Origin of the sequence: Xenorhabdus sp. PR6a (genome assembly GCF_028599065.1) — a bacterium.
Taxonomy (GTDB): Bacteria; Pseudomonadota; Gammaproteobacteria; order Enterobacterales; family Enterobacteriaceae; genus Xenorhabdus; species Xenorhabdus doucetiae.
In genome coordinates this window covers 15,670-38,699 of sequence record NZ_JAQRFJ010000028.1, presented here as the reverse complement: position 1 = coordinate 38,699, position 23,030 = coordinate 15,670, and the positions used below count along the sequence as shown (strand labels likewise).

20 protein-coding genes are annotated in these 23,030 nt (G+C 47.8%); 13 read left to right on the top strand and 7 right to left on the bottom strand.

The window, feature by feature from the left end; translation table 11 throughout:
• Nucleotides 1-122 precede the first annotated feature (122 nt).
• Entirely contained in the window at nt 123-1,010 is an 888-nt protein-coding gene (metF, locus tag PSI15_RS09500) for a methylenetetrahydrofolate reductase (RefSeq protein ID WP_273583326.1), read from the top strand.
• 185 nt (nt 1,011-1,195) lie between these two features.
• Nucleotides 1,196-1,474, top strand: coding sequence for a hypothetical protein (locus PSI15_RS09495; protein WP_273583325.1), 279 nt, complete (start codon nt 1,196-1,198; stop codon nt 1,472-1,474).
• Nucleotides 1,475-1,594: 120 nt separating this feature from the next.
• On the opposite strand, the gene PSI15_RS09490 is transcribed toward PSI15_RS09495, so the two are convergent.
• Nucleotides 1,595-1,999 (bottom strand): hypothetical protein, encoded by a 405-nt coding sequence (locus tag PSI15_RS09490; RefSeq protein WP_273583324.1) that lies wholly within the window; start codon nt 1,997-1,999, stop codon nt 1,595-1,597.
• Entirely contained in the window at nt 1,978-3,348 is a 1,371-nt protein-coding gene (locus tag PSI15_RS09485) for an MFS transporter (protein WP_273583323.1), read from the bottom strand. The genes PSI15_RS09490 and PSI15_RS09485 overlap by 22 nt, the downstream gene beginning before the upstream one ends.
• 95 nt (nt 3,349-3,443) lie before the next feature.
• Here PSI15_RS09485 and PSI15_RS09480 point away from each other — a divergent pair, with 95 nt between their 5' ends.
• Nucleotides 3,444-4,331: a LysR family transcriptional regulator gene (locus PSI15_RS09480; RefSeq protein WP_273583322.1), complete on the top strand. Its 888-nt coding sequence runs from the start codon at nt 3,444-3,446 to the stop codon at nt 4,329-4,331.
• Between the two features lie 66 nt (nt 4,332-4,397).
• Here the strand turns inward: PSI15_RS09480 and ppc are convergent, their stop codons facing one another.
• The 3 genes from ppc to metB form a co-directional block, all read right to left on the bottom strand.
• Complete coding sequence (ppc, locus tag PSI15_RS09475; RefSeq protein WP_273583321.1) at nt 4,398-7,034, bottom strand: phosphoenolpyruvate carboxylase; 2,637 nt, start codon at nt 7,032-7,034, stop codon at nt 4,398-4,400.
• Nucleotides 7,035-7,126: 92 nt separating this feature from the next.
• On the bottom strand, nt 7,127-9,562 hold the full coding sequence (locus PSI15_RS09470) for a bifunctional aspartate kinase/homoserine dehydrogenase II (protein WP_273583320.1): 2,436 nt from the start codon (nt 9,560-9,562) through the stop codon (nt 7,127-7,129).
• A gap of 2 nt (nt 9,563-9,564) precedes the next feature.
• The gene (gene metB / locus PSI15_RS09465; RefSeq protein WP_273583319.1) at nt 9,565-10,725 is read right to left on the bottom strand and encodes a cystathionine gamma-synthase; all 1,161 of its coding nucleotides are present in this window, start codon (nt 10,723-10,725) and stop codon (nt 9,565-9,567) included.
• A gap of 424 nt (nt 10,726-11,149) precedes the next feature.
• Here metB and metJ point away from each other — a divergent pair, with 424 nt between their 5' ends.
• On the top strand, nt 11,150-11,467 hold the full coding sequence (gene metJ, locus PSI15_RS09460; protein WP_045967975.1) for a met regulon transcriptional regulator MetJ: 318 nt from the start codon (nt 11,150-11,152) through the stop codon (nt 11,465-11,467).
• 105 nt (nt 11,468-11,572) lie between these two features.
• Here metJ and rpmE read toward each other — a convergent pair whose 3' ends face one another.
• Entirely contained in the window at nt 11,573-11,788 is a 216-nt protein-coding gene (gene rpmE, locus PSI15_RS09455) for a 50S ribosomal protein L31 (protein WP_045967973.1), read from the bottom strand.
• Between the two features lie 248 nt (nt 11,789-12,036).
• On the opposite strand from rpmE, the gene priA reads away from it, so the two are divergent.
• The 7 genes from priA (at nt 12,037) to rraA (ending at nt 20,045) form a co-directional block, all read left to right on the top strand.
• Nucleotides 12,037-14,235: a primosomal protein N' gene (gene priA, locus PSI15_RS09450; RefSeq protein ID WP_273583318.1), complete on the top strand. Its 2,199-nt coding sequence runs from the start codon at nt 12,037-12,039 to the stop codon at nt 14,233-14,235.
• A 234-nt stretch (nt 14,236-14,469) separates the two neighbouring features.
• Nucleotides 14,470-15,495 (top strand): DNA-binding transcriptional regulator CytR, encoded by a 1,026-nt coding sequence (gene cytR, locus PSI15_RS09445; RefSeq protein WP_273583317.1) that lies wholly within the window; start codon nt 14,470-14,472, stop codon nt 15,493-15,495.
• 71 nt (nt 15,496-15,566) lie between these two features.
• Complete coding sequence (gene ftsN / locus PSI15_RS09440) at nt 15,567-16,355, top strand: cell division protein FtsN (protein ID WP_273583316.1); 789 nt, start codon at nt 15,567-15,569, stop codon at nt 16,353-16,355.
• A 136-nt stretch (nt 16,356-16,491) separates the two neighbouring features.
• Nucleotides 16,492-17,022, top strand: a complete 531-nt coding sequence (hslV, locus tag PSI15_RS09435) for an ATP-dependent protease subunit HslV (RefSeq protein ID WP_045967964.1) — start codon at nt 16,492-16,494, stop codon at nt 17,020-17,022.
• An 11-nt stretch (nt 17,023-17,033) separates the two neighbouring features.
• Nucleotides 17,034-18,365: an HslU--HslV peptidase ATPase subunit gene (gene hslU / locus PSI15_RS09430; RefSeq protein WP_273583315.1), complete on the top strand. Its 1,332-nt coding sequence runs from the start codon at nt 17,034-17,036 to the stop codon at nt 18,363-18,365.
• Between the two features lie 132 nt (nt 18,366-18,497).
• Nucleotides 18,498-19,415: a 1,4-dihydroxy-2-naphthoate polyprenyltransferase gene (locus tag PSI15_RS09425; protein WP_273583314.1), complete on the top strand. Its 918-nt coding sequence runs from the start codon at nt 18,498-18,500 to the stop codon at nt 19,413-19,415.
• Nucleotides 19,416-19,523: 108 nt separating this feature from the next.
• On the top strand, nt 19,524-20,045 hold the full coding sequence (gene rraA / locus PSI15_RS09420) for a ribonuclease E activity regulator RraA (RefSeq protein ID WP_045973271.1): 522 nt from the start codon (nt 19,524-19,526) through the stop codon (nt 20,043-20,045).
• A gap of 47 nt (nt 20,046-20,092) precedes the next feature.
• Here the strand turns inward: rraA and zapB are convergent, their stop codons facing one another.
• A complete protein-coding gene (gene zapB / locus PSI15_RS09415; RefSeq protein WP_045967958.1) occupies nt 20,093-20,335 on the bottom strand; it encodes a cell division protein ZapB in 243 nt (80 codons plus the stop codon).
• 316 nt (nt 20,336-20,651) lie between these two features.
• On the opposite strand from zapB, the gene PSI15_RS09410 reads away from it, so the two are divergent.
• Both PSI15_RS09410 and glpK read left to right on the top strand, forming a co-directional pair.
• Nucleotides 20,652-21,449 carry an MIP/aquaporin family protein gene (locus PSI15_RS09410; protein WP_273583313.1) on the top strand — a complete coding sequence of 266 codons (798 nt, stop codon included), beginning with the start codon at nt 20,652-20,654 and terminating at the stop codon, nt 21,447-21,449.
• A gap of 19 nt (nt 21,450-21,468) precedes the next feature.
• Entirely contained in the window at nt 21,469-22,992 is a 1,524-nt protein-coding gene (gene glpK / locus PSI15_RS09405; RefSeq protein ID WP_273583312.1) for a glycerol kinase GlpK, read from the top strand.
• Nucleotides 22,993-23,030: the final 38 nt, after the last annotated feature.

Below are 23,030 nucleotides of genomic sequence, written 5' to 3'. Positions count from 1 at the left end.
GATTGACTAAAAACGCGGCTTCGCACATTCTATTTGGACATCTAAACGTATAGACATTCAAGCATTTAAACATCTAAAGGTAAGCGGATAAAAAATTCCGTTTGTTCATGAGGGCACAGGGTATGAGTTTTTTTCACGCTAATCAGCGAGAAGCGCTGAATCAGAATCTAGCTGAACTTGAAGGGCAAATTCGCGTTTCCTTTGAATTCTTTCCACCCAGTACGACTGAGATGGAACAAACTCTGTGGAAATCCATTGATCGCTTGAGCAAGCTGAAACCTAAATTTGTATCCGTCACCTATGGTGCCAACTCTGGCGAACGCAATCGCACTCATAGCATCATTAAAGGCATTAAAGAAAAAACGGGTCTTGATGCGGCTCCACACTTGACTTGCATTGATGCCAGCCGTGAAGAACTGCGCAACATTGCCCATGATTATTGGCAAAATGGCATTCGTCATATCGTGGCATTGCGTGGTGATTTACCGACTAACGGAGGTAAGCCAGAAATGTATGGATCTGATTTGGTTGGGCTTTTAAAAAAAGAAGCGGATTTTGATATCTCCGTTGCCGCTTATCCAGAGGTGCACCCAGAAGCGAAAAGCGCACAGGCAGACCTGATTAATTTAAAGCGTAAAATTGATGCCGGTGCCAATCGCGCTATTACCCAATTCTTTTTTGATGTAGAGAGTTATCTGCGTTTTCGCGATCGTTGTGTCGCAACGGGGATTGACGTAGAAATTGTGCCGGGCATTTTGCCAGTCTCGAACTTCCGTCAGTTACAACGATTTGCCACCATGACCAATGTTCGTATTCCAAGCTGGATGACCAGAATGTTTGAAGGGCTAGATGATGATCCGGAAAGCCGCAACCTGGTCGGCGCCTCAATTGCCATGGACATGGTAAAAATTCTCAGTCGTGAAGGTGTAAAAGATTTTCATTTTTATACCCTGAACCGAGCGGAATTGAGTTATGCCATCTGCCATACATTGGGGGTTCGTCCTGCATAATTTAGCCATTGAAACCAAGAAGCCGGGCTAAATGATGGCAAAACAAGACGCCAATAGCGTAGTCAACAAAACAATATTTTTATCAATATAATTTGAATTAAAAATTTTTTAAAAAAATTATATTGATTTAATTTTTTTAATAGTCATAATGAATTCCACTATCACGAAAGAATAAGAGGGATTAAGTGGCTGTATTAAAAAGATTTAACTCTGATTTGGAAAATAAACTTAATCAATTGTGGTATCATGGATTCGTAACATTCGAACGTTGGGAACTGTTATGTTGGTTTGAAAAAGACCGCATTACCAAAGCAGTTTGGGCTGATATTGTAGAGGCTTGGGATGAATGGTTTGACGAACCTGTCGAATTAAAGGTTGTTAAAGCTGATTCAAGTTCAACTCCTCAACGATATTTGGTTATCAGAGCAGATAAATTGACTGACCTATCAGAATTGACTGATTAAGACCAATTTGACAGAACGTTTGAAAATACACCTCTTAAACAAAAGCCGAATGATTTCCTACTCGGCTTTTGGCACTCAAAAAACTAAAAATCGCCAATCTTGCACATTTCCACAGCAACCTCATTCAGCAATAGCCGTCTCATGCAAATAACGCCAACGAGGGTGCCCATCAATATATGAAATGCTCACAACTGACCAACGACTATGCGTACTTCCATCTCTGGTATGTTTTTCACGATAGCGTAAAACAACACACTGTTCATTTGATGTAATCACTTCACATTCATCAATCTCAATTTTTAGTCCAGGTCGGGAACCAATGTTAAGACTAAACATCGTTTTTACTTGGTCTAAGGTCATATATTGCCCTGACGTCGTTATCATGGCGAAATCAGAAGCAAAGCTATTCAACAACTTATTCAGTGTTTCAAGCTCTTGTTGTAAGTGATTGGTAAAAACATTTTCAATCCATTGATGTAGTTCAATAACACTTTGTTGAGCGACTAATTCTCGTTCCGTTTGCATACCTTCTCCACACGTTTTTTCAGTTGATTTAATCCGATTAATGGCAATAGACCCAATATCGCAGCAAGAACAAAAGTAAGGTGATACGCATGAGTAGAAATAAATTTCTGCTGCAATACATTAAAAATCATCGTGAACAGTGCCGCGCCTATACTGAATGACATTTGACGATTAAGGTTCCAAATAACGCTGGCACGAGATAATTGTTCGCCCGCAAAGTCGATCAGCGCCGTTGTCTGTGCGGTATTAGCACCAATACCACCACCGATGCCCATCAGTAAATAAGCGACAACCAGCCCCAATAGATCATGGGTATGATTAATCGTGCTCAAGAGCGCAATCCCAACAGCATGAAGTATCAAGCCACACAGAAATAAACGATAAGCGCCCAAGCGGTTATACACTCTCCCACAAACCAATATCGCGCCAAATGCACCAACCGCATATAAGATCATCAGAGAACCGGTTTTTTCCGCCGACCATCCCAATTGCTGTTGAAGATAAAAAATATTCAGCAGGTTAACGCCGGTAAATACACCCGGTATTGCGTGATATATCCACACAGAAAAACACATACGTGTATTTTTCATTATCGCCAAATCTAAAATCGCATCTTGTACATGGCGATAATGCCGTATGTAAAATACCGTGAATAAGCCGCCACAGAATAATGCAATGAATGGCAGCCACTGAGATGTGGAATCAGCATAGGTAGACAAACCAACCAAGAGACAGACCAAAGCCAGACTCACCAATAACAATCCCTTGAGATCCGGTTTACGGGCAACGATTTTTTCATTATTGCCCAGCCAAATGAGCGAAAGTATTGATGCGAGTAAACTGAAAGGGATATTGCTAAGAAATACCCAGCGCCAACTATAGTGATCTACAATTGCTCCCCCCAAACTGGGAGAAATTGCGGGGGCAATCAGCGCAACTGACATCACTAAGGTCGAGATTTTTGCCCGTTCATGTTGCTTAAACAAGCTAAAGGTTAATGCTTGCCCCACGGGGATGATTAAACCGCCTCCCAATCCCTGAACAAAACGCCACCCAATCAGGCTATAAAAATTTTCGGCCAGACCAGAAAATAGTGCTGCAAGAGAAAAAAGGAGCATGGAGACTGACATAATCTGCCGTGTACCAAAGCGTTCAGCCAACCAACTACTGATAGGTATAATCAGGGTTAAGCCCAAAATATAACTGTTTGCAACCCAAGCAACGTGGGATTCAGACACCGACATTTGGTTGGCAATATCCGGCAGCGCAATGGCCGACATAAAAATATTGACGCAGTCTATAAAAAAACCAAGTAAAAATATCAAGGCTATACGATAGCGATAAGTCATTGTTTTTCCTCCATTGCAGGAGTTTAAGTGCTGTTGACTCACCGCGTCTATTCATCTATTTTAAACACTGAATTTCATTTAATTTAACAATCAAAATGCATCCTCACCTTAACCGAATACAAACTTTCCTCGCGGTCGTAGAGTGTGGCTCTTTTACGCGTGCCGCAGAACGCCTCTTTATCAGCAAAGCCGTAGCCAGTATTCATGTGAAAGCGCTTGAAGAGGCGTTAAATGTGCCATTATTGATACGCAATACGCGGGGAATTGCACTGACGGAAGCGGGGAACGCATTTTATCAAGACTTTAAGGCGATATTTGATAATATCCAGAATGCCTTTGATCATGTGGCTGAACGGCATCATTCATTAACGGGCAAATTACGTCTTACTTCCACGGCCGAGTTTGGTGAAAAATTTCTGCTTCCTCTCATCAGCCAATTTTGCTCGCTTCATCCTCAGCTTGAGATAAGCTATTTTGCAGACTCGGCGTTGAATGATTTAATTACCGAACGGATTGATCTGGCAATTCGGCTGGGTACGCTAAACGATTCTTCCCTGAGAAGCCGACGTTTAGGCAGCTATGGTATTCAGCTCGTCGCGGCTCCGGTTTGGCTTAAACAGAATCCCATTGCTAAACCCAGCGATCTCAATAAAGTTAACTGGATTGCCAATAGCAATTTACAACACCCAACACAGTGGGAACTCAAACACCCGACCTCTCCCACTCTAAGCATTCGTGGCAAAGCCAAATATATCTCTAATTCGCCTTCTGCCATACGCGCTTTGGTCATATCCGGTCTCGGTGTTGCGGTTTTGCCAGACTGGATAATCGATGCTGATCTAAAATCCGGCAAGTTAGTGCCATTATTTCCCGAATACCAATTACCGCAGCAGGATATCACCGCGATATTTCCCAATAACGCCCAGCTTCAACGTAAGAGCCGTGTGTTTATTGATTATTTGCTGGAAAATTTAACCCTGTAATGCAGGAGCATGATAAGCAAAAAGCCGAACGGTTTCCCATTCAGCTTTTATGATTCAGAAAACGTACTACCCCGTATTACGCATCCCTGCCGCAACACCAGCAATCGTTACCATCAGCGCCTGCTCAAGATGGGGATCAGGGTTTTCCTGTTGACGGGAACGCTGTAATAGTTCGGCTTGGAGTACGTTCAACGGATCGGTATAGACGTTACGCAAGGCGATGGATTCGGCGATCCACGGCAAATCTGCCATCAATTGCTCATCCTGCGCAATGGTCAGTACGGTTTTGATATCCTGTGCCAGTTGGTCACGCAATTTTATTCCCAACGGCCAGAGTTTCGGCTCCACTAAACGCTGGTCATAATATTCAGCTAACCACAAATCGGCCTTGGCAAACACCATCTCCAGCATGGCAATACGGGTATTGAAGAATGGCCAGTCGCGGCACATATCGGTTAATACTGGTAATTTACCGGCGTCAATCACCTGTTGCAGCGCCGCGCCAGCGCCCAGCCATGCCGGCAACATCAGGCGGTTTTGCGTCCAGGCAAATATCCACGGGATCGCGCGCAAACTTTCAACGGCGCCCGTCGGGCGCCGTTTCGCTGGCCGCGAACCCAATGGCAATTTTGCTAACTCTTGTTCCGGTGTTGCTGCCCGAAAATAGGGCACAAATTCCGGTTGCTCACGCACATAATCACGGTACATGTCGCAGGAAACCGCCGAGAGCGTATCCATAATCTGCTGCCATTCTGGTTTCGGCTCCGGTGGTGGCAATAAGTTGGTCTCCAGAATCGCACTGGCATACAAGGCTAAACTGCTGATCGTCACCTGTGGCAAACCAAACTTAAAGCGGATCATTTCCCCTTGTTCCGTTACGCGCAAGCCGCCTTTCAGACTGCCCGGCGGCTGGGAGAGCAAAGCCGCATGAGCAGGGGCACCGCCACGGCCAATTGTCCCCCCGCGCCCGTGGAACAGCGTCAGTGTTACCCCCTCTTTTTCACACACTTTGATTAACGCATCCTGCGCCCGATATTGTGCCCACGATGCCGCCATCACCCCAGCATCTTTGGCAGAATCAGAGTAACCAATCATCACCATCTGTTTGTCCTTAATCAGATAGCGATACCACTCAATCCCCAATAGTTGCCGGATCACGCTTTCTGCATTGTTCAGGTCATCAAGGGTTTCAAACAGTGGTACGACAGGCAGTGACAATGGGCATCCCGCTTCTTTCAGCAACAATTTCACCGCCAGCACATCAGAAGGCACTTTCGCCATGGAAATCACATAAGCGGCAATCGAATCTTGTGGCGATTCCGCAATCACTTTACAGGTATCGAAAACCTCTTGAGTCTCTGCACTTGGCTGCCAGTCACGCGGGATCAGCGGGCGTTTTGACTGTAATTCTCGCAACAGGAACGTCTGTTTTTCGGTTTCCGACCAACTGGCATAATCCCCCATTGCCAGATATTGCGTCAGTTCGGCAATCGCATCGATATGGCGGGTGCTTTCCTGCCGGATATCAATTCTCACCAAAGACAAACCAAAACAACGGATGCGACGCAAGGTATCCAGCAATTGCCCGTTTGCGATAATTTCCATACCGCAATTTTTCAGGGATTGATAACAGGCATAGAGCGGTTGCCATAGCTGTTCGTTATACAAGAGCAGATCCGCAGGTGGCAGCGCTTGCTCACCTTTAAGGCATTTTTCCAGATAAACCAGCGTGTTACCTAACTGCGTTCGCAGTCGTTTGGCTATTTCACGGTAAGGCTCCAGAACTTGCTCCCCTCCCGCCATTTGGCGAAGCTCAGGCGTACACTCCGACATGGAGAGTTCAGAAACCAAAACCTGGATATCTTTCAGGAACAGATCGGCGGCTTTCCAACGACTCAACAGTAAGACGTGGCGGGTAATTTCGGCGGTCACATTGGGATTGCCATCACGATCTCCCCCCATCCACGAAGTGAAACGTACTGGCACCGATTCTACTGGCAAACTATAACCAATAGATTCTTCCAGTTGTTCATTGAATTCACGCAGGAATGCCGGTACACCTTCCCACAAACTGTTTTCGACGACGGCAAAACCCCATTTTGCTTCATCAATGGGGGATGGGCGAATCTTGCGGATCTCATCGGTATGCCATGATTGGGCAATCAACTGACGTAACCGGCGTATGATGTTAGTGCGCTCATAATCCGCCAGATCATCATGATCAAGCTGTGCCAGACAGCCATTGACTTCAACCAATTTATGGATCAGCGTGCGGCGGGCAATTTCTGTCGGATGAGCGGTCAGAACCAGTTCAATTGCCAGCGCATTGACCGCGTTGATCAAATCATCATTGCTGAATTGTTTGTCTTTAAGTCGCTTGAATAATGCCGCCAACGCCACCGGATTACTGGCTGCTTCACCATGTGGTGAAATGCTGTGGTACTGTTCGGCAACGTTAGTCAGATTCAAAAACTGGTTAAACGCGCGCGCGACCGGCAATAATTCATCATTGGATAAATTTTCCAGCGTCGATAAAAGCTGCTGACGATGGATTCCGTTACCCGCGCGGGATGATTTAGATAATTTCCTGATGGTTTCAACTTTATCAAGAATATCTTCTCCTGAAGCCTCCTTAATGGTGTCGCCCAGCAACTTACCGAGCATACTGACATTACTTCGCATTGCGGAATATTGTTGATTCATAGGGTTCCTGGCCTTGTGTTACTGTATATCACCCATTTCGCCAGCGGATTGGCGCAATGGGCATCTTGTCCAGATGATAATCTAACAGCAGACTACAAAAGTTGCGACAGGCGGTTTAAATCGGATTGGATTGCGCCCGCCGTGACATCCCGTCCCGCACCGGGGCCGCGGATCACCAGCGGATTATCGCGATACCAGCGGCTTTCTATCGCAAAGACATTATCGGCCGGCAGCAGTGAGGCCAATGGATGATCACTGCGCACCGCTTCCACGCCCACTTTCGCCTTACCACTGGCATCAAAACGTGCGACATAGCGGAGTACCATGCCCATTTCCCGTGCCGCTTCCAGACGTTGCAGCATCTGCTCATTAATGGCGGCACTGTTTTCAAAGAACTCTTCGAGAGAGCCGCCTCGTGCTTCTTCCGGCACCAGCGACTCAACCCGCACGTGATCAGGCTCTATCTCATAACCGGCTTCGCGAGCCAGGATCACCAGCTTACGCATCACATCCTGACCAGAAAGATCGATACGTGGATCGGGTTCCGTCAACCCCTGTTGCCATGCCTGTTCAACTAACTCACTGAAAGGCACCGAACCATCAAATTGCAAGAACAGCCAAGATAATGTGCCGGAGAAAACGCCGCTGATGGATAAAATCGTATCACCGCTTTCCCGCAGGTCCCTGACGGAGTAGTTAATCGGCAACCCAGCCCCCACCGTGGCATTGTATAACCAATGACGCCCCGTTTTTGCAAAGGCATCACGGATCAGACGGTATGTGTTGCTATCGGAAGAACCGGCAACTTTGTTCGCACTGATCACGTGGAATCCATAACTGGCGAAATAGATATACTCTTTGGCTAATTCTTTACTTGCCGTCACATCCAGTACAACTAAATCATCATAAGGATGTGCCCGCATCCATAAAAACAGGGCATCTTCTTCGTGTTCAATCGCTTCATCATCAAAGAAAGCCAGTGCCCGACTGGCATCAATGCCTTGATAATTCAGCAAACTCCGACGACTATCGACGACACCTGCCAGAATAAATTCAAAATCGCTGCGGGCAGAAATATTCTTCTGTTCGCGAGCAAACAGTTCTAACCAACGAGAACCGATATTGCCTTTGCCAAACAGCACCAAACCGATGCGTTTTTCTGCCCGGAACAGACTCTGGTGTAACCCCTGAATCAAATGCGATGTCTGATTGGAACGCAGTACAGCCACAAGGCTGATGCCATCTTCCGCATGCCAGATAAATTCAACGGGCTGATCTTTTAATTGTTGGTAAAAACGATGGCTGTGCAGCGGATTTTTGCATACCCCCGCCCCGACCAACGCCACCAGCGCCAAGCCTTCACGCAAAGAGAGTTTGCCGGGTAAGGCGGCATCCTGCAAAACATCAAGGGCGCTATTGACAACCTCTGAGGTGTAACAAAGTTGGATCAGGTTGCAGTCTGCATGTAATCCGGTTGCCAGTGGCCGGACTTGAGCGCGCTTTAACAACGCGTCAATGTCTTTGTAGATTTGCCTGAAATCGTGGGCAGAAGAAACATGCAGTTCAATCAGGCAAACATCATCATGGCTGGTGACGATTTTGGCACCGGTTCCTGTGGCCAGCACCCGTTCAATCCGGGTGGAACCCTGTTCAGGCTGATAACTGCAACGCAATTGCAGATCAATATCGCTGATGGAAACCGGCTGCAATGTCCGGGTATGCAGCACCGGTGCCGCCAGACGCGCCAATTCACTGGCTTCATCCAAACGCAACAACGGCAACAGGCAGGCATCTTTGACTTTACGCGGATCGGCACTGTAAACCCCCGCCACATCACTCCAAATCGTGACTTTTTTGGCACCCGCCAACGCCCCGACTTGGGTCGCAGAATAGTCGCTGCCATTGCGCCCCAGCAATACCGTTTCACCTTTCTGGTTTCTGGAAATAAAACCGGTCACCACTAAACGCTTATTGGGATTTTGGATCAATAATTGGCTAAACAGCGGCTGGGATAAACTGATATCAACTTGCGGCTGTGCAACGCGCTCTGCCCGCAGGAATTGACGCGCATCCAGCCATGCGCTGGGTATCCCCTGATTTTCAAGTACCGCAGCCATTAAGCGCGCAGACCAAATTTCCCCATGACCGACCACTTCTGCATAGGTGATATCGGTGACGGGTTTATCCAACAAGGCACTCAATCTTTCCAGATCAGCGATAAACATGGCACTCAGCTCTTCTGCAACGGCTTCGGGCAACAAACCACGGATTAATTCTTGCTGGTAACGCCGCAAAGATTGCTGGATTTGATGGGCGGAGATCCGGTCACTCTGGCTCAATTTAAGCCAGTCGATCAACTGGTTGGTGGTACTCCCTGCTGCCGATACCACCATCAAATCACCCGGCTGGCTGTAGTTCGCCATAATATCAGCCACCCGCTGATAGCACTTCACATCCGCCAGGCTGCTGCCGCCAAATTTATGTAACTGGCGGCCAGATTCCGCCCCCGCTGTTGCCAGTGTACTCATGATTACCTCGTTGCCGCTGCCTGAAACGCATGCTCCAGATCAGCAATTAAATCCTGACTATCCTCAATTCCTACAGAGACACGAAGAAGTAAATCCGTAATCCCTGCCTGAGCCCGTGCTTCGGCTGACATTCCCGCGTGTGTCATGGTTGCAGTATGAGAAATCAACGACTCCACACCACCCAGGGATTCAGCCAAAGTAAACAATTTTAACGCAGATAAAAAACGACGCAGAGTCTGTTCATCGCCATCCAGTTCGAAACTGAGCATCGCCCCAAAACCTTGCTGCTGTTTAACCGCAATGTCATGCCCCGGATGATCCTTCAACGCCGGGTAGAAGAGTTTTTTCACTTGGGGCTGCTGTTGCAGGTAATCCGCAATGGCCATTGCATTATTTTGTTGGAGCAGCACGCGGGCCGATAATGTCCGAATGCCACGCAGTAACAAATAGCTGTCAAAGGCCGCTGCCGTGACGCCAATATTATTCGCCCACCACGCCAAATCTTCCGCAATGGACGACTCTTTGGCGATAATAGCGCCGGCAATCAGATCAGAGTGCCCATTCAAATATTTCGTACACGAATGAACCACTAAATCCGCCCCCAACGCCAAGGGTTTTTGCAATACCGGGCTTAAGAAGGTGTTATCGACGACGGCCAATGCCCCAGCTTCATGAGCCAATGCACAAATGTGTTGAATATCCACGATCCGCAACAAAGGATTACTCGGTGTTTCAATCAGCACCAATTTGGGCTTTTGGGCTAATGCCTGTTTCAACGCCTGTTCATCTGACTGATCAACAAAAATCACCTTGTATGCGCCTCGCTTGCTCAGGCTGTCAAAAAGACGGTAACTGCCACCGTAACAATCATGAGGTGCCACCAAGACATCCCCCGGTTGCAGGAAGACCGTACAGAGCAGGTGAATCGCTGACATACCACTACTGGTCATGACAGCGCCCGCGCCGCCTTCCAGCTCGGCCAAAACCTGTTGGACAATATCCCGGCTGGGGTTGCCACGGCGGGAGTAATCATGCGCCCTCGGTTCATTAAAACCGGTAAAGTTATAGGTACTGGAAAGATAGATAGGTGGAACCACACAACCATATTGTTCGTCAATATTTGAACCACTGTGAACCGCAATCGTCGCTTGCTTACATCCCATAGCCTTTCCCCGTCATCGTTATTATTGGCGTCACGCAAGAATAGCGACTGGAGAGATAGACGTCAATACATCTAGACATCCAAAATGTTTTGCGGTTTAATACCACAATTCAATGAACGTCATTACACTTTATATACCCTATGAAGTTCATATACCCTATGAACTTCAAGTTGCGGCTCATAAGACGAAAGTAGCTTATTATTCCCCCGCGCTGTGGAGAGATAATAAATACCGCTTGAAGTATGACGAGTATAGGTCTTCTGGTTATATTTTATAATTTAGTGCGGGTGAGGCGATATAGTCGATAGGTGAATTATGCTAGACTAGCGCATTATCGACATGAAAATAGGTCAGAAATTCCCGCCAACTTCTGATCTCAATGCTGGTCTCAATTAATTGATTCAAAAATTACTTAAGGTATCTCATGGCTGAGTGGAATGGTGAGTATGTCAGCCCTTATGCTGAACATGGCAAAAAAAGTGAACAGGTCAAAAAGATTACAGTTTCAATCCCGCTGAAGGTATTGAAAATTCTGACTGATGAACGCACCCGCCGTCAGGTGAACAATCTGCGTCATGCAACAAACAGTGAATTGTTGTGTGAGGCTTTTCTCCATGCGTTCACTGGACAGCCTTTGCCTAATGATGACGATTTACGCAAAGAACGCCATGACGAAATCCCAGAGGCAGCGAAAATCATGATGCGTGAGCTGGGTATCGATCCTGATACATGGGAATATTGATTGATTGATAACAAAAACGCCCGATGCAAAACATCGGGCGTTTTTGTTTCAACTATCTTTGTCTTAACTATCCGGCCTGTATTGATTACTGGCCGGAAAAAGTCATTACTTCTTAGTGCCTGGAACGCTGAAACGTTTGTTAAAGCGATCAACACGACCACCGGTCGCAACATCACGCTGCTTACCAGTGTAGAACGGGTGGCATTCACCACAAACGTCCAGATTCAGGTTGTGGCCAGCAGTGGAGTTGATTTTGATAACATTACCGCAAGAGCAAGATGCAGTAATTTCTTCGTACTTAGGATGGATACCTTCTTTCATGGGAAACCTCTGTTCAGGCCGTGTCGCTATCCAGCCTTGTTACCGCCAGACACCACACGTCGTGTTGATAAAAATAAGTATCGGTAATTTCTATACCAAAGGCGGCGGATCATACAGAATATCTGTTTATTGCGCAATGAAATCTGCCGATTTGCTATGATATCCTTATCGCTAGATGTTTTTTTACAGACTCGTCATACTTCAAGATGCCTTTATTATCTATTGATTAATTATCCGGAAATCGCCTTATGACCGTTGTTCAGGTGGCATTGCCTGTCCCTCTCACCCGCACGTTTGATTATCTATTGCCGACAGGATTACCTTTGCCCGCCATTGGTGTGCGCGTGCGCGTGCCTTTTGGCCAGCGTAATGCGATTGGTATCGTCACAGGGATCGCAGACCACAGCGAACTTCCTCCTGAACAACTCAAGTTTATTGCCGCCATTCTTGATGCTCAGTCTCTTTTCCCCCACGATCTCTGGCAATTGCTCCAGTGGGCGGTCAGCTATTATCACTATCCACTGGGGGAAGTTCTGTTCCATGCCCTGCCCATCTTGTTACGGCAGGGAAAACCGGCAGAGTTTTCTCCACTCTGGCAATGGCAGGTCACTGAGGCAGGCCGTGAATTCCCTCTGACCCAACTCAAGCGTTCCGCCAAACAGCAGAAAGCGTTGGCCGCTTTGCACCAACAGCCTATTTATCGTTACCAAGTCGCGGAATTAGGCTTAAGTGAAAGCGCACTGCAAGCGCTGAAAAAGAAATCACTGATTGCCCTGTATCCCATCCAACCCGAAGCGGAAAACTGGCATGCGCATTTTACAACCCTCGGCGAGCGGTTAACCCTCAATACCGAGCAAGCGACTGCGGTAGGCGCTATCCGGGCAGAAGATCAGACCTTTTCTCCGTGGCTATTGGCAGGTATCACTGGCTCCGGTAAAACGGAGGTGTACCTTAGTGTGCTGGAGAATATTCTGGCCCAAGGTAAACAGGCGCTGATTTTAGTCCCTGAAATTGGCTTGACTCCACAGACTATCCGGCGGTTCCGGGAACGTTTCAACGCGCCCGTTGATGTCCTGCACTCAGCCCTGAATGACAGTGAACGGTTGGCCGTTTGGCTGAAAGCGAAAAGAGGGGAAAATGCCATCGTCATCGGGACACGATCCGCCCTGTTTACACCCTTTGCTCATCTGGGCGTCATCATTATCGATGAAGAGCATGACAGCTCTTACAAGCAGCAAGAAGGCTGGCGCTATCATGCCCGTGATCTCGCGGTGTTTCGGGCGAAAAAAGAGGGCATCCCGATCATTATGGGTTCCGCCACCCCCGCCCTGGAAACGCTCTATAATGTGCAACAAGGCAAATATCGCCAACTCACCTTAACCCAACGGGCCGGCCACGCTCAACCCGCAACCCAGCATTTACTGGATCTGAAAGGCTTGCCATTGACGGTGGGATTATCACAACCGCTCATCAATCGCATCAGTGAACACCTCAAGGCTGACAATCAGGTCATCCTGTTTCTAAACCGGCGTGGTTATTCTCCCGCCCTGCTCTGCCACGAATGCGGCTGGATCGCAGAGTGCCAACGCTGTGATCACTATTACACCCTGCACCAGAATCATCGCCACCTGCGTTGCCACCACTGTGACAGCCAGCGCCCAATTCCGCGCCAATGCCCGCAATGCGGTTCCACTCACTTAATGCCTGTCGGTTTGGGCACTGAACAGCTTGAAGAAGGAATTTCCAAGCTGTTTCCTGCTATTCCGGTCACCCGTATCGACCGTGATACCACCAGCCGCAAAGGAGCACTGGAACAGCAACTGGCGGAAGTGCATCAAGGCGGTGCCCGCATTTTGATTGGCACGCAAATGCTGGCGAAAGGCCACCATTTCCCTGATGTGACGCTAGTCGCTTTACTGGATGTCGATGGTGCCCTGTTTTCTGCGGATTTTCGGGCAGCCGAACGCTTTGCCCAACTCTATACCCAGGTCTCCGGTCGGGCAGGACGAGCGGGAAAGCGGGGGGAAGTTGTGCTCCAAACCCACCATCCTGAGCATCCTCTGTTACAAATATTATTGGAAAAAGGCTACGATGCCTTTGCCCGACAAGCGATGGAGGAGCGCCAACAAGTTCACCTTCCCCCTTTTGTGAGCCATATCCTGCTTCGCACAGAAGATCATGACAATCAGCACGCTCCCGCATTTTTGCAACAGATGCGCCAACTGTTTGAACATCATCCACATTATGATGACCATCTATGGATCATGGGGCCAGTCCCTGCATTACAGGCCAAACGGGGCGGCCGTTATCGTTGGCAATTGATGGTTCAGCACCCTTCGCGCATTTTCCTACAGAAAATGATGGCGGGAATCTATCCCCAAATCACGGCCCTGCCACAGGCGCGTAAAGTGAAATGGAATATTGATGTTGATCCGACTGAAGGTTGAGTAAGCAAAACAGAGACCATTATTTCTTTAATTTGCGAAGCATCTCTAAGAAATGATTCATATCACACTTTTTATGTAAACAAAGTAACGGATTGATCGATTAATCAGTTTAAAATGAACTCATTAATATTGCTGTAGAAAACAACCCGCCAGCACTCCTCAGGAATGACTGGCGTTTTTTTAGCAATCCGGATAGCAATCGTTTCGCTGCCTGTAGAAAGCGAGGAGTGAACTATGGAAAAAAAGAATTGCGCATTGGCAACCATGAAAGATGTTGCCAAAGCGGCAGGCGTTTCTACTGCAACGGTATCAAGAACCCTAATGAATCCTGATAAGGTTTCTGCCCGCACGCGCCAGAAGGTTGAGAATGCGGTATTGGAAGTCGGTTACTATCCCCACAAGCTGATCAAAAATTTACGGCGCAATGATTCCAGAACTATCTTAGTTATCGTCCCCAATATCAGTGACCCTTTCTTTGCTGACGTCATTCACGGCATCGAAGAAACCGCGGCTAAACACGGTTACTTAGTTCTGATCGGGGATTGCCGACATCAGCAGCAACAAGAACACGCTTTTATCAATCTTCTGATCACTAAACGCATTGATGGTATGGTGTTATTGGGTTCCAACATGCCTTTTAATGTTTCCAAAGAAGAGCAAAAAAACCTGCCGCCAATGGTGATGGCGAATGAATTTGCACCAGAACTGGAACTGCCTACCGTCCATATAGACAACCTGACCGCCGCCTTCAATGCGACCCATCACTTGCAAAAGCTGGGACACAAACGCATTGCCTGCATTACCGGACCGGAAACCATGCCACTGTGCCACTATCGCTTGCAAGGTTACATTCAGGCATTGCGGCGCACAGGGGAAGAGATTCGTGAAGAGTATATTATCCGCGGTGATTTCACCCATGAAAGCGGAGCAACATTGGCGGAAAACCTGCTGACTCTGCCAAAGCCGCCAAGCGCTATTTTCTGCCATAGTGATGTCATGGCGATGGGCGCAATGTGGCAAGCTAAAAAAATGGGATTAAAATTACCAGAAGATCTCTCTGTTGTCGGTTTCGATAATTTAAACCTCGCGCAATATTGCGAACCAGCCCTAACCACAGTGAAACAGCCCCGTTATGAAATTGGGCATCATTCCATTCTGTTGTTGCTGGAACAGCTTCAAGGCCGCTCAGTTTCTAAAGGTTCAAGATTATTGGAGGCAGAATTGATCATTCGTGCAAGTACTTGTTCGCCTAAAAGCTAGGCAAATAACAATAGGTTAAGTAACATTAGTTATTCATTCCTTCATCTTTTAATAACTCAGTGAATTAAACAGTGGCACAACGAGATTATGTGAGTCGCGGGCGTAACAATCCCCGTCGGAAAAATACGGGTAAGAAAAAAAATCAGGTTCAAGGATTACCCAAAACTACATTAGCCGTTGCCGTGGCCTTGGTGGTCACGTTTATTGGTGGGCTTTATTTCATCGTGCACAATAAGCAGGAAGAACGTGTACAAAATGCCCCACAGTCCCACCATCAAACCAAGGGGCATGGCCTGCCACCAAAACCAGAAGAGCGTTGGAGTTACATCAAAGAATTGGAAAATCGCCCGGTTAATCAATCTTCCCTACAGGAACCGGATGCACCATTGAATAAACCGTTCAATCAAGCGCCCCAATTAACGCCAGAACAGAAACAGCTACTCGAACAAATGCAGGCAGATATGCGCCAGCCGCCTATTTCATTGAAAGAGGTGCCTTATAACAGTGAATCCGTTCCACGTTCGCGGGTATTGATCCATCCTCCAGATCAATCTGATTATGCACAGCAACAATATACCCAACGGCCAACCGAACCGTCTTTGCCAGAACAAAAGCCAAAACCTGAAGCCAATGAGACAAAATTGATACTACAATGCGGCTCTTTCCGAACCATGGAACAGGCAGAATCTGTCCGTGCCAGCCTTGCATTCGCCGGCATTGAGAGCCAGATTACCACGAAAGACAGTTGGAACCGTGTTGTGCTTGGTCCTTATAAAAACAAAGCCAGTGCTGAAAAGATGCGCGAACGCGTTGCCACCGCGGGTGTCCCCGGTTGTATTCTCCGCCCTGCCGGGGGTTGAAAAAGCGGAAAGCTCCCCCATCTTAATTCCTAATAACTGACACATGGTGCTTTTATCAGCAGTGCGCAGGCAATTGTGGGATAACAATGAATGCACCGTGTGTACCCTCTTCTATTTTGTAACCAGGGGCTAACTCGTGACTACAATCGTAAGTGTTCGCCGTAATGGCAAAGTCGTCATCGGTGGTGATGGACAAGCAACAATGGGCCATACCGTTATGAAAGGCAATGTCCGCAAAGTCCGTCGCCTTTACAATGACAAAGTCATCGCGGGTTTTGCCGGCGGTACTGCTGATGCGTTCACGCTGTTCGAGCTATTTGAACGAAAACTCGAAATGCATCAAGGGCACCTGACCAAAGCTGCCGTTGAACTCGCCAAAGACTGGCGAACGGATCGCATGCTGCGCAAGCTGGAAGCCCTGCTTGCTGTCGCCGATGAAAATGCTTCTCTGATCATTACCGGTAACGGTGATGTGATTCAGCCAGAGAATGACCTGATCGCCATTGGTTCCGGCGGGTCATACGCACAGGCGGCTGCCCGCGCCATGCTGGAAACCACCGAACTCAGCGCCAGAGAAATCGCAGAGCGCGCTCTGACTATCGCCGGCGATATCTGCATCTACACCAACCATAATCACAACTTTGAAGAACTGCCTTCGAAAGCGTAAGGATAGATAGTATGTCTGAAATGACTCCTCGCGAAATTGTCAGCGAACTCAACAATCACATTATTGGTCAGGACAAAGCAAAACGTGCGGTTGCTATTGCCCTGCGTAACCGCTGGCGTCGCATGCAGTTAGATGAATCACTGCGCCATGAAGTCACGCCTAAAAATATTCTGATGATCGGTCCAACCGGTGTCGGTAAAACCGAGATTGCCCGCCGTCTGGCAAAACTGGCCAACGCGCCTTTTATCAAGGTTGAAGCGACGAAATTCACCGAAGTGGGCTATGTCGGTAAAGAAGTCGATTCCATTATCCGTGATCTCACTGATGCCGCCGTCAAAATGGTGCGTCTGCAATCCATTGAGAAAAATCGTTATCGCGCAGAAGAATTGGCCGAAGAGCGTATTCTGGATGTCCTGCTGCCACCGGCAAAAAATAACTGGGGACAGGCAGAATCCCAGTCTGAGCCATCTTCAACCCGTCAGGCATTCCGCAAGAAATTACGTGAAGGCCAGTTAGACGATAAAGAAATTGAAATCGAAGTTTCAGCCGCGCCGGTTGGTGTTGAAATCATGGCACCGCCGGGCATGGAAGATATGACGAATCAGTTGCAATCCATGTTCCAAAACCTGGCAGGCCAGCGTCAAAAAAGTCGCAAGATGAAAATCAAAGACGCATTCAAGCTGCTGATCGAAGAAGAAGCCGCAAAACTGGTCAATCCTGAAGAACTGAAACAACAGGCGATTGATGCCGTTGAACAACATGGCATCGTTTTCATTGATGAGATCGATAAAATTTGTAAACGCGGCCAAACTTCTGGCCCGGATGTTTCCCGTGAAGGGGTTCAGCGCGATCTGCTGCCGCTGGTTGAAGGCTGTACCGTTTCCACCAAACACGGCATGGTCAAAACGGATCATATCCTATTTATCGCTTCCGGCGCCTTCCAGGTTGCCAGCCCTTCCGATCTGATCCCAGAACTTCAAGGCCGCTTGCCAATCCGCGTTGAATTGCAGGCCCTGACCACGGAAGATTTTGAACGTATCCTGACCGAGCCTAATGCTTCACTGACTGAACAGTACAAAGCCCTGATGGCAACGGAAGGCATGAATATCGAATTCACGACTGACGGTATCCGTAAAATTGCCGAAGCTGCATGGCAAGTGAATGAAACCACTGAGAACATTGGTGCCCGTCGTCTGCACACCGTGCTTGAGCGCATGATGGAAGATATCTCTTTCGATGCCAGTGAACGTCAAGGTCAATTCGTTGAAATCAATGCGGATTACGTCAAAGAGCACTTGGACGAACTGGTTGCCGATGAAGATTTGAGCCGGTTTATTTTATAATCCGTTATCTTGGCATCATAAGAAATCGCAAAAATGGGAGGCTTTTAGCCTCCCTTTTCGCTATCTTCGATGGTATAAAATTGATTACACCAACATTTTATTACCCCATTCATAATGACAAACAGTGACAATATGAGCTCAACAACGTCTATCAGCCAGATACAGGCATGGCTGGAAAGTTTACGCCCCAAAACGCTGCCACTGGCTGTTGCTGCCGTCATAACGGGTTCGGCCCTTGCATCATGGGCAGGGCATTTCAAATGGCCTGTCGCGTTACTGGCGTTATTAACCGCCGCCATACTGCAAATTCTGTCCAATCTTGCCAATGATTACGGTGATGTGGTCAAAGGCAGTGATACCGAAGAACGCCTTGGCCCGCTGCGGGGCATGCAAAAAGGTCTGATTAGCGCCAAACAGATGAAAAATGCCTTGAAGATCACCGTGCTGCTCGCTTGTTTATCCGGCATTTCCCTTATTGCTGTCGCCTGCAATAGCCCAAGCGACATAGTGGGTTTCCTGGCTTTGGGGCTGCTGGCGATTGTCGCGGCGATCACTTATACGGTGGGCACCCGTCCTTATGGCTATCTGGGATTGGGGGATATTTCCGTGCTGATTTTCTTTGGCTACTTAAGTGTACTGGGGACTTACTATCTGCAAGTCGGTGATTTTTCCATCAACACGCTTTTGCCCGCAACCGCCAGTGGCTTACTCTCCGTGGCGGTTTTGAACATCAATAACTTACGCGATATCGACAGTGACCGCCAAAATGGCAAAAATACGCTGGCTGTCCGGTTGGGCGGAAAAAAGGCGCGCCATTACCATGCTGTCCTTCTGGTCACTGCCATGCTCTGTCTGGTGATCTTCACGCTCCTGTACCTGAATGCTGGGATAAGTTGGTTATTCTTGCTCGCTTTTCCCCTGCTATTGAAACATATGGCGCAAGTACTGCGTGATCCCACACCGGAAGGGATGCGTCCCAAGTTGGCACAAATGGTCAAAGCGGCCTTATTGACCAATATTCTGTTTTCCATTGGATTGGTATTTAATTAAGCGAGTAGGCATCAATTTTACACATAAGTTTTAAGATTGATGATTTTGCCAACACCCGCTTTAAAAGGATATACTGTCCGTTCCTTGCATAAACCAGACGTCAATCCCATGAAATATGATACTTCCGAACTTTGTGATATATATCAAGATGATATAAACGTGGTGGAGCCACTCTTCTCCAACTTTGGTGGGCGTACTTCATTTGGTGGTCAGATCATCACGGTGAAATGTTTTGAAGACAATGGCCTGCTTTATGATTTACTTGAAGAAAACGGTCATGGCCGCATTTTGCTCGTCGATGGTGGTGGATCGGTACGCAAGGCACTCGTTGATGCAGAACTGGCTCAACTGGCTGCCAATAATGAGTGGGAAGGCATTGTCGTCTATGGTGCCGTGCGTCAGGTTGATTATCTCGCAGAGCTTGATATTGGTATTCAAGCGATGGCTGCCATTCCTGCTGGCTCCAATAGTGAAGGGGCGGGAGAAAGCGATATTAGGGTGAATTTCGGTGGGGTTACCTTCTTCTCCGGTGACTATCTCTACGCAGACAATACCGGCATCGTGTTATCCGATGTCCCTCTGGAGATTGACGAAGAGCCTGATGTAGACAGCGACGATGATCAAATGTAAAAAAAGGGCGCAATTATCGCCCTTTTTCAACTAAGCCATTGGATACCTTATTGTACATCTTCCATCTTACCCAACAAGGTGCGTAAGCGCTCTTGCCATGCTGATTGTTCTTGTTTGAGCTGCTCATTTTCACGTACCAGAGATTCACGGCTGTCTGTCATATTCTGGACGTCCTGAGATAAGACTGCATTCTTTTCTTTTAATTCTTCAATTTCCATTTGCAGCAAAGTGATGGTATCAATCGCCTGCTGAACTTTAGATTCTAGTTTTTCAAAAACTTCAAATGACATTCTGGGGCCCCTCTTGTAAGCAATGTATTGATTGTATTTAGCCTATTAACGTCTGTCTAGTTTCATCCTTTCAATGTGCGGCATAACGCGAAATATAGTGACCAAACCCAAATGTTTATAAGATCACATTTGGCAAGTTCAATAAAACACCAAACAAATGCGAATTCGCTCATTTTGTTGACGCAACACGCAGATTTCAATTTCGCTATTTCTCGTTTACGCGCATTAACGATAAATTCACAGGCACCTTTCTCTTAGTACATAAGAAGGGACTAATAATTACTCTCCCCCCTGTACTTTTTTATAGGATATAGAAATGAGCCAGACCACAACTCCCACACTATCAGGTCAATGCATTTCCGAATTTCTAGGAACTGCATTGCTCGTTTTTTTTGGCTTAGGCTGCGTTGCTGCTGCCCGGATCGCAGGAGCACAACTGGGCTTATGGGAAATCAGCATTATTTGGGGCTTGGGTGTCGCCTTAGCAGTTTATCTCACTGCCGGCGTTTCAGGCGCGCATCTTAACCCTGCTGTTACCCTTGCTTTATGCCTGTTTGCCAACTTTGACAGAAAAAAAGTGTTGCCTTACATCGTTGCCCAAATGTTCGGCGGCTTTGTCGCAGCACTCATCATCTATATGATGTATTACAACCTTTTCCTGGATTATGAGCAAGTTCACAACATCGTTCGCGGCTCGCAGGAAAGTCTCTTCACCGCAGGCGTGTTCTCCACTTACCCTGCCGCACAGATCTCCGTATTCCATGCGTTTATCGTTGAAGTTATCATCGCGGCCGTTTTACTGTGCCTGATCCTGTCGCTGACAGATGACGGTAATGGCCTGCCACGGGGGCCTTTGGCGCCGCTGTTAATCGGTATTCTCATTGCGGTTATCGGGGGTTCATTTGGCCCACTGACTGGATTTGCCCTGAACCCAGCGCGTGACTTCGGCCCCAAATTAGTGGCTTATCTGGCTGGCTGGGGAGAGATTGCCCTAACCGGAGGCCGGGATATTCCTTATTGCCTTGTTCCATTGGTAGCGCCTATTGTTGGCGCGATTTTAGGTGCTTTTGGCTACCGCAAACTGATTACTCGCCATTTACCGCGCCATGATTGAATAAAACCAGGTTATCGCTATGACAACAGAAAATACGACAGAAAAAAAATATATCGTTGCTTTGGATCAGGGCACGACGAGTTCACGAGCCGTTGTACTTGATCACAATGCCAATATTGTTTGTATCTCACAGCGTGAATTCCCGCAAATCTATCCCAAACCCGGCTGGGTGGAACACGATCCGATGGAGATCTGGGCAAGCCAAAGCTCCACTTTAGTTGAAGTGCTGGCAAAAGCGGATATCAGTTCTGACCAAATTGCCAGCATTGGTATCACAAACCAACGAGAAACCACCATTGTTTGGGAAAGAGAAACGGGTAAACCGGTTTATAACGCGATTGTGTGGCAATGCCGCCGGACCGCAGACATTTGCACCAAACTGAAACAGAGAGACGGTCTGGAAGAATATATCCGTCACAATACCGGTTTGGTGGTTGACCCTTACTTCTCTGGGACGAAAATAAAGTGGATTTTGGACAATGTTGAAGGTGTCCGCCATCGTGCTGAAAATGGTGAACTGTTATTCGGTACAGTCGATACCTGGCTGGTCTGGAAAATGACTCAGGGGCGCGTACACGTGACCGATTACACCAATGCCTCCCGTACCATGTTGTTCAATATCCATAATCTCGACTGGGATCAGAAAATCCTTGATGAGTTGGGAATACCTCGCGTTATGCTGCCAAAAGTCGCTGCGTCCTCCGAGGTTTATGGCCAAACCAATATCGGCGGTAAAGGCGGCACGCGCATTCCTATCGCGGGTATCGCCGGTGACCAACAGGCCGCATTATATGGGCAACTGTGCGTGCACCCCGGAATGGCAAAAAATACTTACGGCACCGGCTGTTTCCTGCTTATGAACACCGGCAAAGACGCCGTTCGTTCCAATCATGGCCTGTTGACAACGATTGCCTGTGGCTCGCGCGGTGAAGTCAATTATGCACTAGAAGGCGCGGTATTTGTCGGAGGCGCATCCATTCAATGGCTGCGTGATGAGCTGAAACTCATTGCCGATGCCGCAGATTCAGAATACTTCGCGACCAAAGTCAAAGACAGCAATGGCGTTTATGTTGTTCCTGCATTTACTGGCCTTGGCGCACCATATTGGGATCCTTACGCCCGTGGGGCGATTTTCGGTCTGACTCGTGGCGCCAATAGCAATCATATTATTCGTGCCACATTGGAATCCATCGCTTACCAAACCCGAGATGTGCTGGACGCGATGCAGGCTGATGCCGGTACGCGCCTGCAATCCCTGCGCGTAGATGGCGGGGCTGTCGCCAACAACTTCCTGATGCAGTTCCAGTCCGATATTCTCGGCACCCGTGTAGAACGCCCGGAAGTGCGTGAGAGCACAGCGTTAGGTGCCGCCTTCCTTGCCGGTTTGGCCGTCGGCTTCTGGCAAGATCTGGATGAAGTGAAAAGTAAGGCGGTAATTGAAAAAGAATTCCGCCCAGGCATCGAAACGACTGAACGCAACCATAAATATAATGGCTGGAAAAAAGCCGTTGCCCGTGCCCAGGATTGGGAAGATCGCGCTTAATGACAAAATGCTCATCTCCCCGCGACGCGGGGAGATGA

What these genes read in the sequence shown, in the direction of transcription:
- metF (WP_273583326.1), top strand. Translation starts at nt 123, where the DNA reads ATGAGTTTTTTTCACGCTAATCAGCGAGAAGCGCTGAATCAGAATCTA.
- PSI15_RS09490 (WP_273583324.1), bottom strand. Translation starts at nt 1,999, where the DNA reads ATGCAAACGGAACGAGAATTAGTCGCTCAACAAAGTGTTATTGAACTA.
- PSI15_RS09485 (WP_273583323.1), bottom strand. Translation starts at nt 3,348, where the DNA reads ATGACTTATCGCTATCGTATAGCCTTGATATTTTTACTTGGTTTTTTT.
- PSI15_RS09480 (WP_273583322.1), top strand. Translation starts at nt 3,444, where the DNA reads ATGCATCCTCACCTTAACCGAATACAAACTTTCCTCGCGGTCGTAGAG.
- ppc (WP_273583321.1), bottom strand. Translation starts at nt 7,034, where the DNA reads ATGAATCAACAATATTCCGCAATGCGAAGTAATGTCAGTATGCTCGGT.
- PSI15_RS09470 (WP_273583320.1), bottom strand. Translation starts at nt 9,562, where the DNA reads ATGAGTACACTGGCAACAGCGGGGGCGGAATCTGGCCGCCAGTTACAT.
- metB (WP_273583319.1), bottom strand. Translation starts at nt 10,725, where the DNA reads ATGGGATGTAAGCAAGCGACGATTGCGGTTCACAGTGGTTCAAATATT.
- metJ (WP_045967975.1), top strand. Translation starts at nt 11,150, where the DNA reads ATGGCTGAGTGGAATGGTGAGTATGTCAGCCCTTATGCTGAACATGGC.
- rpmE (WP_045967973.1), bottom strand. Translation starts at nt 11,788, where the DNA reads ATGAAAGAAGGTATCCATCCTAAGTACGAAGAAATTACTGCATCTTGC.
- priA (WP_273583318.1), top strand. Translation starts at nt 12,037, where the DNA reads ATGACCGTTGTTCAGGTGGCATTGCCTGTCCCTCTCACCCGCACGTTT.
- cytR (WP_273583317.1), top strand. Translation starts at nt 14,470, where the DNA reads ATGGAAAAAAAGAATTGCGCATTGGCAACCATGAAAGATGTTGCCAAA.
- hslU (WP_273583315.1), top strand. Translation starts at nt 17,034, where the DNA reads ATGTCTGAAATGACTCCTCGCGAAATTGTCAGCGAACTCAACAATCAC.
- PSI15_RS09425 (WP_273583314.1), top strand. Translation starts at nt 18,498, where the DNA reads ATGAGCTCAACAACGTCTATCAGCCAGATACAGGCATGGCTGGAAAGT.
- rraA (WP_045973271.1), top strand. Translation starts at nt 19,524, where the DNA reads ATGAAATATGATACTTCCGAACTTTGTGATATATATCAAGATGATATA.
- zapB (WP_045967958.1), bottom strand. Translation starts at nt 20,335, where the DNA reads ATGTCATTTGAAGTTTTTGAAAAACTAGAATCTAAAGTTCAGCAGGCG.
- PSI15_RS09410 (WP_273583313.1), top strand. Translation starts at nt 20,652, where the DNA reads ATGAGCCAGACCACAACTCCCACACTATCAGGTCAATGCATTTCCGAA.
- glpK (WP_273583312.1), top strand. Translation starts at nt 21,469, where the DNA reads ATGACAACAGAAAATACGACAGAAAAAAAATATATCGTTGCTTTGGAT.